We start from the raw sequence: 14,060 nt of genomic DNA, 5'->3' as shown, positions 1-14,060 counted from the left end.
TGGATGAAATTCTTCTGATTACTGTGCTCAGGTCGGGCCGGAAAACAGGAATTCATCATGCGGACCAGCGAATGCGCCACCCCCGCGACCACGCCGCGTACCCGCGCCAAGGCGCGACATATTCTTGATAACTACTATATCGGCCCGTCGCGTGATGGCGCTGTGCTTGAGATCTGGGGCTATTCCGATTGCTACACCTATCGTCCCGGCGAGCGGCTTGCACTGCGCGTTTCGACGACGGGCGATTCCTGGGATGTCGAGATCGGACGCGACGGCGCCCGCTACGCCCCTCTTTTTCATCGAACCGATCTGCCAGGCACACATCACCCTACGCCTGTCGACTGTTCCGTTGAAGGATGCGGTTGGCCAGTCGAGTTTGAGTTCGACATTCCGCAGGACTGGATGGAGGGTGGATATCTGGTTACCCTGCGCGCCCGCCGGGGTGCGGACATGGTCGAAGAGCATCACCTGTTTTTCTTGCGTAGGGCAACCGATCGCCCGGCAGCACCTTTCGTTCTGGTTTGCGCTACGGGGACATGGCTGGCCTACAATTGCTGGGGCGGATCGAACCACTATGAAGGTATCACCGGTCCAGACGGTAACGCGTTTTCCCCCGTTGTTTCGACGCAGCGCCCGTGGACGCGAGGGTTCTGCAAACTGCCCGAAGGCGCGCCGCGCGCTTTGCCGGAAAAACCACACGTGCCGGGAGGGATGGTTCGCTATCCGTACATGGAATGGGCCTATGCCTATGGGTACTCAAAGAAATATGCCTCTGCTGGTTGGGCCAGTTACGAACGCCACTTTGCCCGCTGGGCCGAAGCGCAGGGGTATGAGTTTGAAATCGTTACGCAGCACGATCTGGAAATGGACCCAGACCTTTTGAATGCGCATCGCTGCGCCGTGTTTGTAGGCCATGACGAGTACTGGAGCGCAAACATGCGCCGCGCAGTGGACCGGTTTGTCGAACGCGGCGGCAACGTCGCCCGGTTCGCGGGTAACTTCCTGTGGCAGACCCGGATCGAGGACGAAGGAAGAAGGCAGATCTGCTACAAATACACCGCGCGTGACTGCGACCCGGTTATGGGCACCGATCAAGAGGTTCTGGTGACCGGCGCGTGGGAGGCTGCGCCAGTGAAATGGCCCGGATCACAAACATTCGGGGCGAACGGGTTGATGGGGGTTTATGCGGGTCTGGGGCGGTGCGCAGGGCAGGGCAGCGGCGGGTTCACTACCTACCGACCTGGACACTGGGCGCTGGAGGGTACCCAACTTGGCTATGGCGACGTACTGGGGGCCGGATCGCGCATCTTTGGCTATGAGGTCGATGGGCTGGACTATCGGATGGAGGATGGGTTGCCATTTCCAACCGGTGCAGACGGCACCGATCAAAGCGTCGAGATCATCGCGATGGGTCTGGCTACGAATGTGGAACCGGAACATGGTGTATGGGGTGAGACGATTTACATCGGTTCCGACGATGCCGCGTTCAAAGCGCTTGCCATGTTTGGGGAGCTTAGTGACAAAACTCTGGACCGGGCAGTGCGCGGAAACGGGGTGATCGTGTATTGGGAACGCGGTCAGGGGGCGGTATTCAACGCCGCCACCTGCGAGTGGGTCATGGGCCTTGCGCGCCAAGACTGGCAGGTCGAATGCGTTACGCGCAACGTGCTTGACCGCTTTGGTACGCCCGCCGCCTAGCCTGAACGCCACCCTGCTTCACGCAGTGCGTGCCCGTAACTGGGTGCTGTGCGCATTCTGTGACCCAGTCCTTTGCCGAGCAGCAATTTGTGCAGTTTTGGCAAGTTGTAACAGGGCACATGCATGATCATGTGATGTTCCAGATGGTAGTTGACCCAATAGGGGGCCACCAGCAATCGCGCTACTGAACCGGCAAAGGTTGTGCGGACGTTTTGCAACGGGTTTTCTGATTTTTCGGTCGCTCCGTGTTCCGCGATGTTGCGGATGCGCAAGACGAACTGAAACCATGTGAGATAGGGTAGCAACCAGAAGGCAAGTCCCCACCACCACTGGCCCGCCAGCCCCATGACGAACATGATGCCCAGAAAAATTGGGAGGGATTTCCAAAGTTGGGCCGCATTGAAGCTTTGGGCGAAATCCGAGGCCGCCGCTTCGACTGCATCCTTGTCCCCCGCAAGTCGAAACGACATCACGATCTGGCCCCAAAGCTGTTTCAACCCCGTTCGCCCTGTCAGGTCGCGTGTGAACTTACGCCGCATCGAGGCATGTGAGGTCGGAAACTTTGAGGACAGGACCAGATCGGGGTCTTTTTCGGTTTGGGTAAAGCGATGATGGGTAAGGTGATAGTGACGATAAGCCTCAAGCTCCGCCAGAATAGGCCTGCCGCACAGCCACTCGCCGACCAATTCGTTCAAACGCTTGTTGCGGAACAAGGCATTGTGGGCTGCATCATGCATCAAAATCGCCAGCCCAAGTTGGCGCGATCCGATGACAACCACGGCAAGTAGGAAAGTCAGAGGGTTCGGCCAAAGTGCAAAAACAATCAGCGCCGCCGCGATTGTTCCCCAGCAATGAACCACCAGACACACGCCCATGCGATCTGAGCGTTGCGCCAGAGGACGAATCTCTTCGGTAGTCAGATAGGCCTTTCCGGGTGTCATCACGGCGCCTCCCGGTCGGAAACGTCTCAGATTCGGGCTGCGCCTGTCAATTTCGCCGCAGCGTCACTACTGCGTCGGCAGCCGCGTCATAGGCACTCGTTAACCATTGGTTTGCGACAACGTTCCCCGGAGCCACCCGGCCCGCGGAACCCTGCACAGACCCACACAAAAATCGTGGCCCCTGACGCGGCTGCAGCCATTACAGCCTCTGGTGTGTGCAAATCGTTTGCGACTGCCCCCACCAGTCCCACAAGGATTAACCCAACCCCCTCTAAGCCCAGAGCGTTCAGTAGCTTTCCGCCATGTGCTCTGATCTTCATCGGGTTTGCCCCCCTCATGTTGCCAATCTGGCTGAGGGTAGATTTGCCCGAAACCTGTGGTTGCGTAAGTGAACCAGATCACAATCGGTGGATTTTTTTAAAATTTCTTTCAGCGCCAGTCGAAAAAGCCTTGGCCAGCCTGGTCCAGAAGGCGACTTGCCATGGCACGACCCATCTCGCTGCCGTCTTCGACAGGTCCGGTGACATCATCAGCAATCGATTCAGAACCGTCTGGCCTGAGGACTTCGCCGCGCAGACGAAGATTGGCGCCCCGCAATTCAGCCAAACCGGCAATTGGTGTTTCGCACGAGCCGTCGAGCGCGGCCAGCAATGCGCGTTCAGCAGCCAGTCTTTGGCCGGTTTCTGCGTGGTGAATCGCCTCAAGCATCTCGGCGGCGCGGAGGTCATCTGCGCGTCGTTCGATCCCGATCGTACCCTGCGCGATGGCGGGCAGCATGTCATTGGGAGAAATTGCGGTCGCGGGAACATCGGTCATGTCCAGCCGCCGAATACCGGCCATGGCAAGAAATGTGCAGTCAGCAACGCCTTCGGCCAGTTTTTTCAACCGGGTCTGCACGTTGCCCCGAAATTCCACTACCTTCAGATCGGGGCGGCGATTCAGAAGCTGTGCCCGGCGGCGCAGTGACGAAGTTCCGACGACAGCTCCCTGGGGCAGATCGTGGATCGATGCGAGCGACGGAGAGATGAACGCGTCCCGCACGTCCTCGCGCGGCAGGAATGTATCGAGCACCAGACCGTGGGGTTGTTCGACCGGCATATCCTTGGTCGAGTGAACGGCGATGTCGATTGAGCCCTGCAACATAGCCTCTTCTATTTCCTTGGTGAACAGACCTTTGTTGCCAATCTCTTTCAGCGGACGGTCGGCGTCGATCATGGCACGGTTGTCGCCGGTGGTCTTGATGACCACGATCTCGAACGCGTCTTTGGGCAGGTCGAACGCCTCGCTCAGCCGATTGCGGGTTTCATGGGCTTGGGCCAGCGCCAGCGGCGAACCACGGGTGCCGATCTTCAGCGGCGAAGCGGGGGAGGGTAAGTTCGAAATCATGGGGTCAGCTTTAGTCGCGTCACATTGCCCTGACAATGGGGGCAGAGCTTGACAAATTGCCGCCGAAGGCGGACCCGTGACGGAAATCGGATTTTTGGGGGCGAGCATGGCCGAAACAAAAACATTGCTGCGGGCGCTGGCGGGCGAAGTTCAAAAGGTTCCGCCGATCTGGATGATGCGCCAGGCAGGGCGGTACCTGCCGGAATACCGCGCCACCCGGGAACAGGCAGGTGATTTCTTGCGGCTGTGCTATACACCCGATCTGGCGGCCGAGGTGACGTTGCAACCGATCCGCCGCTATGGGTTTGATGCGGCGATCCTGTTTGCCGATATTCTGCTGGTGCCGCAGGCGCTCGGGGCCGATCTGTGGTTCGTAACCGGCGAGGGGCCGCGATTGTCAACGATTCAAAGCCAGGCCGATTTCGATGTGTTGAAACCGGTTGAAGCTGTTCACGAGACTCTGAACCCGATTTATGAAACCGTTCGAATACTGTCGCGCGAATTGCCGTCGGAAACCACGCTGATTGGATTTGCGGGTGCACCATGGACTGTCGCCACTTATATGATCGCCGGTCGGGGTACGCCCGATCAAGGACCGGCGCATGCCTTGCGCGAGGGCAATCCAGCACTGTTTGACGCCTTGATCAAGCGGATCACAGCGGCCACGATCGAGTATCTGTCTGCCCAGATCGAAGCCGGTGCCGAGGTTGTCAAAATCTTTGATAGCTGGGCGGGATCGTTGAACGGAGAGGCGTTCGCCAAATACGCAGTCGAACCTTGTCGGGTGATCACGCAGGCCCTGAAGGCGCGCCACCCGGGTATTCCTGTCATCGGGTTTCCGCGAGAAGCCGGTGACGGGTATGTTGGCTTTGCCAAAACCACGGGCGTGGACTGTGTGGCTCTCGATAACTCGGTGACGCCGGAATGGGCCGCAGAGCACGTTCAGGTCGATGGATGCGTGCAAGGGAATCTGGCCTCGTCGCATATGGTGACCGGCGGGCAGGCGTTGATTGACGAGACTCGCCGAATCGTCGCGGCCTTTTCCAATGGCCCCCACATCTTCAATCTGGGCCACGGGATCACGCCGGATGCTGATCCGGAAAATGTTCAGATCATGATCGATACGGTGCGCGGGCGTTAGGGGCGAGGGGCCAACCCCTCGCGCTCCCCGGGGTATTTCAGACCAGAAAGAAGCACCAAGTCAGTTCCTGTCCAAAGCTGAGAGTTCGCCGAGGATTTCGTCCGTGTGTTCGCCGCGTAGCGGGCTGGGTAGCGGAGTCCAGTCGTGGTTTGAAAAACGGGGGGCGCAGGCGGCCTGTAAGATGCCGTTTTGGGTTACCCAGGTCTCGCGGGACGCGTTCATTTCGTGGCGAGCCGCCTCGGCGGGGCTGAGAACCGGAGCGACGCAGGCGTCTGTGCCCAGAAACAGCCCGGCCCAATGATCGCGCGGTTTTTCCAAGAAGATTTCGGCCAGTCGCGAGGTAAGGGTCGGCCACGCGGGTCTGTCAAATTGCTTGAGGAAATCTGGATCTTCTGCGAGGCCCATGCGTTCGAGGAAGAGTGTGTAAAACTTCGGTTCAAGGCATTGCACCGTCACATAACCGCCATCCGAACATGCATAGGTGCGGCTCCAGTGGGGGCCGTCAAGCAAGCTTTCCCCGCGTGTCTCGGACAGGTTTCCGGTTTGCGACAAACTCATGAGCAGGTTCATCATGTGGGCCGAGCCGTCATAAATTGCGGCGTCGACCACTGTTCCACACCCGTTGACGCGAGCATTGAGTAAACCCGCTAGCAGGCCGGTCACAAGGTACATCGCACCGCCTCCGATATCACCGAGAAGAGTTGCCGGTGTCTGCGGCGCATCGCCGGGGTTTGACCCGTACCAAAGCGCACCCGACAGAGAAATATAGTTCAGGTCGTGGCCCGCCTGTTGAGCCAAAGGACCGTCCTGCCCCCAACCGGTCATGCGTCCGTAGACGAGTTTGGGGTTTAGTGCATGACAAGCTTCGGGGCCTAGGCCCAGTTTTTCCATCACGCCGGGTCGGAAACCCTCGATCAGCGCATCGGCGGTGGCAATAAGGCGTTGCGCGGTTTCATTGTCTGTGGCGCTTTTGAGATCCAGCCCGATGGACCGCTTGCCCCGGTCGAGCAGCGAACGTTCCGGCATTCCAGGCGTGACCGGGCCGCCCTTGCGGTGCACGGTGACTACGTCTGCACCGAGATCGGCGAGCAGCATGGCTGCGAATGGGGCAGGACCGAGCCCTTCGAATTCGATGATGCGAATGCCGTTCAACATGCGATGCTCTCCGTTTGGCAACAAGGTTCAGGTGTGGCCGGGGGATTGCAAGGGGTTGTTCATGCGACGTGACGTCCTGACAGGCTGCTCTATGTGCAATTGTTGGCCTGTGCTTTTCTGGGCTCTGAGGAGGAGAGTGCCATGCCAGTTGTCGACTATGAAAAGGATGGACGTATCGCGCGAATTGCCCTGAATCGCCCAGAAGTATTGAACGCGATCAATGATGAATTGCCGGTGGAACTGGAGGCCGCAGTGTCGCAGGCAGACGCCGATCCGGAGGTGCACGTCATGATTTTGTCCGGACGGGGTCGCGCCTTTTGCTCGGGCTATGATCTGGCCTTTTATGCCGAAGGCAATGGTTCTGGAGAGGTGACGCAGCCAATGCCCTGGGACCCGATCAAGGATTATCGTTTTATGTGGCGCAACACACAGCATTTCATGTCGCTCTGGCGTGCTATGAAGCCAGTGATCTGCAAAGTGCATGGGTACGCGGTTGCAGGTGGGTCTGATATCGCGCTGTGTGCCGATCTGACCATCATGGCCGAAGATGCGCAGATCGGATACATGCCTGCGCGTGTCTGGGGCTGTCCTACGACTGCCATGTGGGTTTATCGCCTGGGGGTAGAGCGAGCCAAGCGGATGCTGTTCACCGGGGACAAGATTTCGGGTCGCGAAGCCGCCGACATGGGCCTCGTACTAAGGGCGGTTCCGGCAGATGAGTTGGATGACGCGGTCGAGGAACTGGCAGCCCGGATGGCGGCGGTTCCGATCAACCAACTGGCGATGCAGAAACTGGTGATAAACCAGGCCATCGAACAGACGGGACTGATGCAGACACAGCGGCTGGCGACGATTTTTGACGGTATTACCCGGCATTCACCCGAAGGCATAAACTTCAAGGCGCGCGCCGAAGATGTGGGTTGGAAACAGGCGGTGTCAGAGCGTGACGAAGGGACGTGGGACTGGACCGGGAATTTCGAACTTCCCAAGCGCAACAGGTAGCAGACTTGTTCTGAAAAGAATTCGAGACTAGCCTGAATTCTTGCAACATCTCATGCAAATTTCTGGGGGGAGCGGCATTGAGAGCCTGGTTGTTTTTTTTCGGCTGCGCCATCGCGATTGCGCTTGCCCTCATATATACGCGGCTTCACCCGCCTTCCTCATTCAAATTCGCTGCAGGCCCCGAAGGCGGGTCATATGAGAGTATCGCCAAGACCTATGCGGATCTTCTTGCCAAAGATGGCATTCGGCTTGAAATCTTGCGGACTGCCGGGTCTGTTGAAAACGCACGCCTGCTGTCGCAGGGAGCGGTGGATGCGGGTTTCCTGCAAGGTGGCATCCCGATCGAAGATGACAGGATCGAGGCGATTGGAGCCGTATTCTTTGAGCCAATGGTGTTCCTCGGGCGCGCTGATGCGATCATTCCGCGCAACCCTGCTGAATGGAAAGGTTTGCGTATAAACAGCGGTGCGTATGGATCAGGAACCGAGGCCGCCTTTCGTGACTTTGAAAGAGCGGTAGATTTATCGCGAGAAGACAACACGCACTTCGAAATCGGATATGCCGAGGCAATTGATGCTTTGATCAACGATGAAATTGATATTGCCGTGTTTGTCGCGCCGATTGATGCGCCCTATCTGAAGCGGGCTTATGAGCAATCCGAGTTAAGGTTCCTGCCAGTCGAACATGTCCAAGCCATTTCGCGCAGACTGGAATATGCCAGTGTCGTAACGGTTCCGACAGGAGGCATGTCTTTGGATCCTGTGCTTCCGCCCGGACCTCGTGAATTCATAGCTTTGGAAGCGCGGTTGGTTGTCGAGCCTGATTTGCATCCCGCCCTGATAAACCGCCTTACCACCGCCGCGATAGAAGTGCATCGAAAACGTGGGATCATAACCGACCCGGGCATGTTCCCGTCGATCGAAGGGACCGGATTGAAAGTCAACAACACCGCACGGCAATTGATACAGGAAGGCCCGTCTACATGGCACGATTGGTTGCCCTATTGGATAGCTGCTCAGGTCAATCGTGTGCTTCTGCTGTTCCTGCCATTCTTCTTCATTGTTGTTCCATTGTTGCGGATGCTGCCTCGCGCTTATGCTTATGTTCAGCGTTGGCGGGTTTGGCAGCACTATCCCGAGATAAGGCAGATCGAAGAAGAGTTGTCCGAGGAACCTGAATTGTCAAAACTTGAGGCGATGCAAACGCAGTTGGTCGATCTGGACAACCGCTTTGCTACGCTTCGGCTTCCAGCCGCCTACAGACAGGGACAATATGATGCCCGCCTGCATCTGGAACTCATTCAAAAACGGGTGAATGAGATGATTTTATTGCGACGGAAAGCTGCTGGCAAAAAGATTTGAAATCGTTTTGTCCCGAAAAACAGTTGATTTTTGTCCGTCATAAAACACAACTTCACCTCCGGAAGGGATCGACCGGGTAACCGACGCGTGCAAGATACAGGCCTTGCGGTGGGCAAACCGGACCGCAGGCAGCCCGGTCTACGGCCTTGAGAGCCAAATAGACGTCCTCGGGTGACCACGCGCCTGCTCCGACCCGTTCAAGTGTGCCCACAAAACTACGCACCTGGTTGTGGAGAAAGGAACGTGCTCGGACGTGGAAATGGATTTCCGGTCCGGAAAAGCCATCGACCGCTTCGACGCGAAACTCGTCCAGGGACTTGACGGGGCTGGCAGACTGACAAATCGAGGACCGGAACGTGGTGAAATCGTGCCGCCCGATCAACATGTCTGCGGCTGCCTGCATCGTTGATACGTCGAGTGGATGACCGATCCGCCAGACCTGCCCTTTGTCATGTGTGGCCGGAGCGCGTCGGATCAGAATACGAAATAGGTATTGCCGTTCGACCGCCGAAAAGCGCGCGTGCCAGTCGTCCGCGACTTGAGAGGCCTGAAGAATTGCGACTGGTTCCGGCTTGAGGTGATAATTCAGCGCTTCAGACAAACGGAAAGGGTCCCAGTCCTTTGCCAGATCGCAATGGGCGACCTGACCAAGGGCGTGAACGCCTGCGTCGGTGCGGCCGGCCGCAGCAATTGTGTGAGGGCCGGGTTCGAGCTTGGCCAGCGCGTCCTCGATTGCTCCCTGAACCGAGGGCAGCTCTTTTTGGCGCTGCCAACCGGCAAATGGGGCGCCGTGATATTCGACTTTCAATGCATAACGTGGCATGGCCGCGCTGGTAGCCCGGAGAGGCGGACAAGTCCAGTGGGGAGGTCTGCCGTTCTGTGTTGCACTGGTAACCCTGCACGGACGTGCCTATCTTGCGGCAAGTCGTGAGAGAGGCAGCGTATTGGTCATTTCGACTCTGGCAGACAATATCATGCGCGGTGTGGAAACCGTGGGCGACCGTGTGTCCGAAACCTTGTTCGAACCGGTGATCCGGCTGGGGGTGACGGGGCTGGCACGCTCGGGCAAGACGGTGTTCATTACCTCGCTTGTGGCCAACCTGCTGGATCGAGGGCGGATGCACGGGCTGACGGCAGAGCAGGAGGGCAGGATCGTTGCCGCATATCTGCAACCGCAACCCGATGACACGGTGCCGCGCTTTGACTATGAAACTCATCTAGGGGCGCTGACCGGGCCTGTACCTCGCTGGCCCGAAAGCACCCGCGCAGTGTCGGAATTGCGTTTGTCGCTACGCGTGCAGCCGGGTGGGTTGCTGTCAGGGTTCAAATCGCCACGCACCGTGCATCTGGACATCGTCGACTATCCTGGGGAGTGGCTGCTGGACCTGGGTTTGTTGGACAAAACCTATGCCGAGTGGTCTGGTGAGGTTTTGACAGGGGTCGCGGCACGACCACAGGCGCAAGCGTTTCTGGCGCAGTTAAAAAGCACCGATCCGGGAGCCACACTTGACGAACAGGTGGCGCAGGGTCTGGCAAAATCATTTACGGGATATCTCAACGCCGCACGGGAGGCTGGGTTTTACGACTGTACTCCGGGGCGGTTTTTGTTGCCCGGTGATTTGGCGGGCTCTCCGGTCCTGACATTCGCACCTCTCCCGGTGTCGAGTCCTTCGCGGCGGCGGACTTTGCATCGTGAGATGGAGCGGCGATACGAAGCTTACAAGTCACAAGTGGTCAAGCCGTTCTTTCGGGACCATTTCGCCCGTATCGACCGTCAGGTGGTTTTGGTCGATGTCTTGGGCGCAATCCACAAGGGCCCGAAAGCAGTCGAAGACATGCGCCGTGCGATGGCTGACATCCTGTCGGCCTTTCGGCCCGGTCGGAACGCCTGGCTGAGCGGGCTTTTGCTGGGTAAGCGGATCGAAAAGGTTCTTTTTGCCGCTACTAAAGCCGATCACCTGCACCATCTGCAGCACCAGCACCTGACCGCGATCATGGAGGCATTGACTCGCGAGGCCCGAAACCGCGCCCGGTTTGCCGGGGCCGAAACGTCGGCCCTGTCGATTGCTGCCTTGCGCGTGACCACCGAAGAGATGCGTCGCCACAATGGGCAAGACTTGCCCTGTGTTCGGGGTGCATTGCTGGAAACCGGCAAACAGGCGGCGTTCTATCCGGGGCGCTTGCCCGAAGATCCCGCGCAGTTGTTGGTGCCAGCACGCGATGGCGCAGAGGCATGGCTGGAGGGCGAATACGGCACCATGGCTTTTGCGCCGGCGCCTATTGACGGAAAGCCCGGTGTCGGCCCACCGCACATACGGCTGGACCGGGCAGCGCAATTCTTGATCGGAGGCAAGCTATGAACGCGATCCTTCGACCAGCGCGCAGTACGGATGCCGGTAAGACCGGCAAAATCCTGTACGGATTCGCGCGCGAGAATGATTGGATGCCCAAACTCCATTCGCTGGCGGAAACGATCGCGTTCTGCGGGGCCATGATCGATCGGGGTTGGGTGACTGTTGCCGAAGGCGAGGATGGAGTTGTCGGATTTCTTGCTCGGGACGGAGCAGAAATCTGCGCGCTCTATCTGAGTGAACCGGCCAGAGGACAGCGGGTCGGACAGAAGTTGCTGGAGGATGCAAAGGTACGGCGGGGTTACCTGGTCCTGAAGGCATTCGAGGCCAACGCCCGGGCACGACGATTTTACGAACGTAACGGATTTGTCGAGGCTGGGTATGGCGATGGCTCGGCCAACGATGAAAACCTGCCCGACATCACTTATGTCTGGGAAAAGAAAGGATATCCCGGATGACCAATGGTCCGGTTTTGATCGATCTTTCAGACGAAAAAACGCCCGTGCCAAATGTGGCGCAAGCGCCAGACGTACCAGACTTGCAGGTTCCAAAAGGCAAGGCAATGCAAACCGTCGCCCGTGTTGCTACACGCAAGCCTTCTGGACTGGCAAAATGGTTCTGGGGGCTTGCAGGGGCGTTGGTCGGGGCGGTGGTATCTGTCGCGGCTTGGGATTTCGTTTCATCGCTGGTGGCGCGTGCGCCGATGCTTGGATGGGCGGTGACGGCTCTGATTGGAGCCTTGGTTCTCGTTATGATGCTCATTGGTCTCAGGGAAGTTGCGGCGATCGGACGGCTTGCCAGTGTCGATAGCCTGAAACGGTCCGCCGACGTGGCTCTGGCTGAGGGTGATCTAGGGAAAGCGCGGGCGGTGATCGACAGACTGGCCGTTTTCTACAGCGGCCGCGAAGACACACGTTGGGGGCTGGAACGGCTGAACGAACGCAAAGGCGACATGTTTGACGCGTCAGCGTTGCTCGCGCTGGCCGAAGACGAGTTGCTGGCCCCGCTGGATGCGGCAGCCAGCCGTGAGGTCGAAGCCGCGGCACGGCAGGTTGCTACCGTCACTGCACTGGTTCCATTGGCTTTGGCCGACGTGGCGACTGCCTTGGGCGCATCGCTACGTATGATCCGCCGCATCGCTGAAATCTATGGTGGTCGGGCAGGGGTCTTGGGTAGTTGGCGGTTGACCCGTGCCGTTTTCGTGCACCTGGTTGCGACCGGGGCGGTTGCGGTGGGTGATGATCTGCTAGAGCCGGTTCTGGGTGGGTCTATCCTCAGCAAACTGTCCCGGCGATTTGGCGAGGGGCTGGTCAATGGCGCGCTCAGTGCCCGCGTTGGCGTGGCCGCAATGGAAGTGTGTCGCCCATTGCCGTTTTCCTTCCGGCACAAACCTTCGACACGGGCTATCGTCAAACGTGCTCTGACGGGGCTGTTTAAAAAGGGATGATCCCGGCACTTAGGTTGGTTTCCTTGCCTATGAGCGCCGCAAGGCAGCAAAGGCGAGCGCTCCACCAAACCCGATGAACATGAGACCCAAGGCTCCCGAAATCCACCGTTTTGCATTTCGGAATGCGGCGATGGCGGTCTCGGTCGAAAAGACCGTCGCGGTCACCGCGTGCAACGCCGCCGCAAGCAATCCGCAAAGTACGACGATACCGCCGAGAAACCAGTTAGGTGATGACGCTGGAATAACCGCGGTCATGATGGCACCGTAGAAAAGTGCGGCCTTTGGATTTGTTATGCTGACAATGAACCCGGTTCGAAATGATCGAGAAAGTCTGCGTGCTTGGATTTGAGGTGCTGTCTTCGAGCCGGTGTTTCCGAAGGCCGAGTTCAGCGACTTGACCCCCAGCCAGACCAGATAGGCGGCGCCTGCCAGTTTGAGAGCGACAACCGCCTTGGGGAACTGTTCGAACACAAGCGCTACGCCCAGAACTGCGGACAAGGCCCAAAGAAAGGCGGCGCTGGCCATGCCAAACCCGGTCATGACACCGTGTTTGCGACCGTGTGTCAGGGAGGCGCTCATGACCGCGAACATGTTTGGGCCGGGTGTAATCCACGCCAGAACGTTCACCATTAAGAAAGTTCCCAAGGAAATTGCGATTTCCATCGAGTCCACCAGTTTCGTTTCGGTCTATGTAAGTGATCCGACGTCGAACCGCCAAGAGAGGAGTCGCGGAAAGGCTTGATCTGACGCAAGGCCGCCGCCCGTCGCATCGTCCAAGATTAGAAACAAGCAGAGGGTAAACAATGCCGGATCACGGTCACAGCCACGAAGAAATCGCCGAACGGATAAGCGCTCCGCCCGGGCGTGGCGTGTTGCGAGATATCGTCTATGGCGGCATAGACGGTTCGGTGACGACATTCGCCATCGTCGCCGGTGTCGCGGGCGCGGGATTGTCGCCGTTCGTAATTGTGGCACTTGGCCTTGCCAATGTGCTCGCTGACGGATTCTCGATGGCGGCAGGCAATTATTCAGGCACAAAAGCCGAGTTGGACAACATCCGCCGCATCCGGGCGATCGAAGAGCGCCATATCGAACTTTACCCTGACGGCGAGCGCCGCGAAGTGCGCGCGATTTTGGCTCAGAAGGGCCTGTCAGGTCCGGTTTTGGAAGAAGCAACAGGCGCCGTAACTGCGGATCAGGAAAGCTGGATCAGCCTGATGCTGGAGGGCGAGTATGGGCTGGGAACTATCGATCCGCATCCCTTGAAGGCGGCCATCGCAACCTTCATGGCTTTTCTCGTCGCTGGAATGGTGCCGCTGTTGCCGTTCCTGTTCGGGCTGGATCACGCCTTTGCATTGTCGGCTTGGATGACGATGGGTGTATTCTTTACGATAGGCGCATTGAAGAGCCGCTGGTCGCTGGCCCCTTGGTGGCACTCGGGCGGTGAGACACTTCTCATCGGTGGAGTGGCCGCAGGGATCGCCTATTTCGTTGGAACCCTTTTTCAGACCTAGACACGATAGTTTGTCGCAGAAACGTGTCTGCCACTGGCGCGTGCACCTCGGGCAGGTAGAGTTG

At 58.4% G+C, this 14,060-nt stretch carries 13 protein-coding genes; 8 read left to right on the top strand and 5 right to left on the bottom strand.

The window, feature by feature from the left end:
- Positions 1 to 57: 57 nt before the first annotated feature.
- A complete protein-coding gene (locus ACR0LZ_RS01740; RefSeq protein ID WP_480748040.1) occupies positions 58 to 1,698 on the top strand; it encodes a N,N-dimethylformamidase beta subunit family domain-containing protein in 1,641 nt (546 codons plus the stop codon).
- Here the strand turns inward: ACR0LZ_RS01740 and ACR0LZ_RS01735 are convergent.
- Complete coding sequence (locus ACR0LZ_RS01735; protein ID WP_480748039.1) at positions 1,695 to 2,639, bottom strand: fatty acid desaturase family protein; 945 nt, start codon at positions 2,637 to 2,639, stop codon at positions 1,695 to 1,697. The two genes, ACR0LZ_RS01740 and ACR0LZ_RS01735, sit on opposite strands and share 4 nt — an antisense overlap.
- A gap of 429 nt (positions 2,640 to 3,068) precedes the next feature.
- Positions 3,069 to 4,025, bottom strand: coding sequence for a hydroxymethylbilane synthase (gene hemC / locus ACR0LZ_RS01730; RefSeq protein WP_480748038.1), 957 nt, complete (start codon positions 4,023 to 4,025; stop codon positions 3,069 to 3,071).
- A 106-nt stretch (positions 4,026 to 4,131) separates the two neighbouring features.
- On the opposite strand from hemC, the gene hemE reads away from it, so the two are divergent.
- Complete coding sequence (hemE, locus tag ACR0LZ_RS01725) at positions 4,132 to 5,166, top strand: uroporphyrinogen decarboxylase (RefSeq protein WP_480748037.1); 1,035 nt, start codon at positions 4,132 to 4,134, stop codon at positions 5,164 to 5,166.
- A gap of 60 nt (positions 5,167 to 5,226) precedes the next feature.
- Here the strand turns inward: hemE and ACR0LZ_RS01720 are convergent, their stop codons facing one another.
- Complete coding sequence (locus ACR0LZ_RS01720) at positions 5,227 to 6,321, bottom strand: CaiB/BaiF CoA transferase family protein (protein WP_480748036.1); 1,095 nt, start codon at positions 6,319 to 6,321, stop codon at positions 5,227 to 5,229.
- Between the two features lie 141 nt (positions 6,322 to 6,462).
- On the opposite strand from ACR0LZ_RS01720, the gene ACR0LZ_RS01715 reads away from it, so the two are divergent.
- Together ACR0LZ_RS01715 and ACR0LZ_RS01710 are read left to right on the top strand one after the other, a co-directional pair.
- Positions 6,463 to 7,323, top strand: a complete 861-nt coding sequence (locus ACR0LZ_RS01715) for a crotonase/enoyl-CoA hydratase family protein (protein ID WP_480748035.1) — start codon at positions 6,463 to 6,465, stop codon at positions 7,321 to 7,323.
- An 89-nt stretch (positions 7,324 to 7,412) separates the two neighbouring features.
- A complete protein-coding gene (locus tag ACR0LZ_RS01710) occupies positions 7,413 to 8,684 on the top strand; it encodes a TAXI family TRAP transporter solute-binding subunit (protein WP_480748034.1) in 1,272 nt (423 codons plus the stop codon).
- Between the two features lie 52 nt (positions 8,685 to 8,736).
- Here the strand turns inward: ACR0LZ_RS01710 and truA are convergent, their stop codons facing one another.
- Positions 8,737 to 9,507, bottom strand: coding sequence for a tRNA pseudouridine(38-40) synthase TruA (truA, locus tag ACR0LZ_RS01705; protein ID WP_480748033.1), 771 nt, complete (start codon positions 9,505 to 9,507; stop codon positions 8,737 to 8,739).
- A gap of 121 nt (positions 9,508 to 9,628) precedes the next feature.
- Here truA and ACR0LZ_RS01700 point away from each other — a divergent pair, with 121 nt between their 5' ends.
- Genes ACR0LZ_RS01700 through ACR0LZ_RS01690 form a run of 3 tightly spaced genes read left to right on the top strand, consistent with a single transcriptional unit; the run spans position 9,629 to position 12,482 of the window.
- Entirely contained in the window at positions 9,629 to 11,044 is a 1,416-nt protein-coding gene (locus ACR0LZ_RS01700) for a YcjX family GTP-binding protein (protein WP_480748090.1), read from the top strand.
- A complete protein-coding gene (locus tag ACR0LZ_RS01695; protein ID WP_480748032.1) occupies positions 11,041 to 11,493 on the top strand; it encodes an N-acetyltransferase family protein in 453 nt (150 codons plus the stop codon). Before ACR0LZ_RS01700 ends, ACR0LZ_RS01695 begins: the two co-directional genes overlap by 4 nt.
- A complete protein-coding gene (locus ACR0LZ_RS01690; protein ID WP_480748031.1) occupies positions 11,490 to 12,482 on the top strand; it encodes a YcjF family protein in 993 nt (330 codons plus the stop codon). Before ACR0LZ_RS01695 ends, ACR0LZ_RS01690 begins: the two co-directional genes overlap by 4 nt.
- 27 nt (positions 12,483 to 12,509) lie before the next feature.
- Here the strand turns inward: ACR0LZ_RS01690 and ACR0LZ_RS01685 are convergent, their stop codons facing one another.
- Entirely contained in the window at positions 12,510 to 13,112 is a 603-nt protein-coding gene (locus ACR0LZ_RS01685; RefSeq protein WP_480748030.1) for a LysE family translocator, read from the bottom strand.
- A 173-nt stretch (positions 13,113 to 13,285) separates the two neighbouring features.
- Here ACR0LZ_RS01685 and ACR0LZ_RS01680 point away from each other — a divergent pair, with 173 nt between their 5' ends.
- Complete coding sequence (locus ACR0LZ_RS01680) at positions 13,286 to 13,996, top strand: VIT1/CCC1 transporter family protein (RefSeq protein WP_480748029.1); 711 nt, start codon at positions 13,286 to 13,288, stop codon at positions 13,994 to 13,996.
- Positions 13,997 to 14,060 lie beyond the last annotated feature (64 nt).

Source organism: Ruegeria sp. CI1, assembly GCF_056536925.1.
The sequence above is the reverse complement of the archived record's forward strand: the minus strand, read 5'-3'. Positions and strand labels throughout refer to the sequence as shown.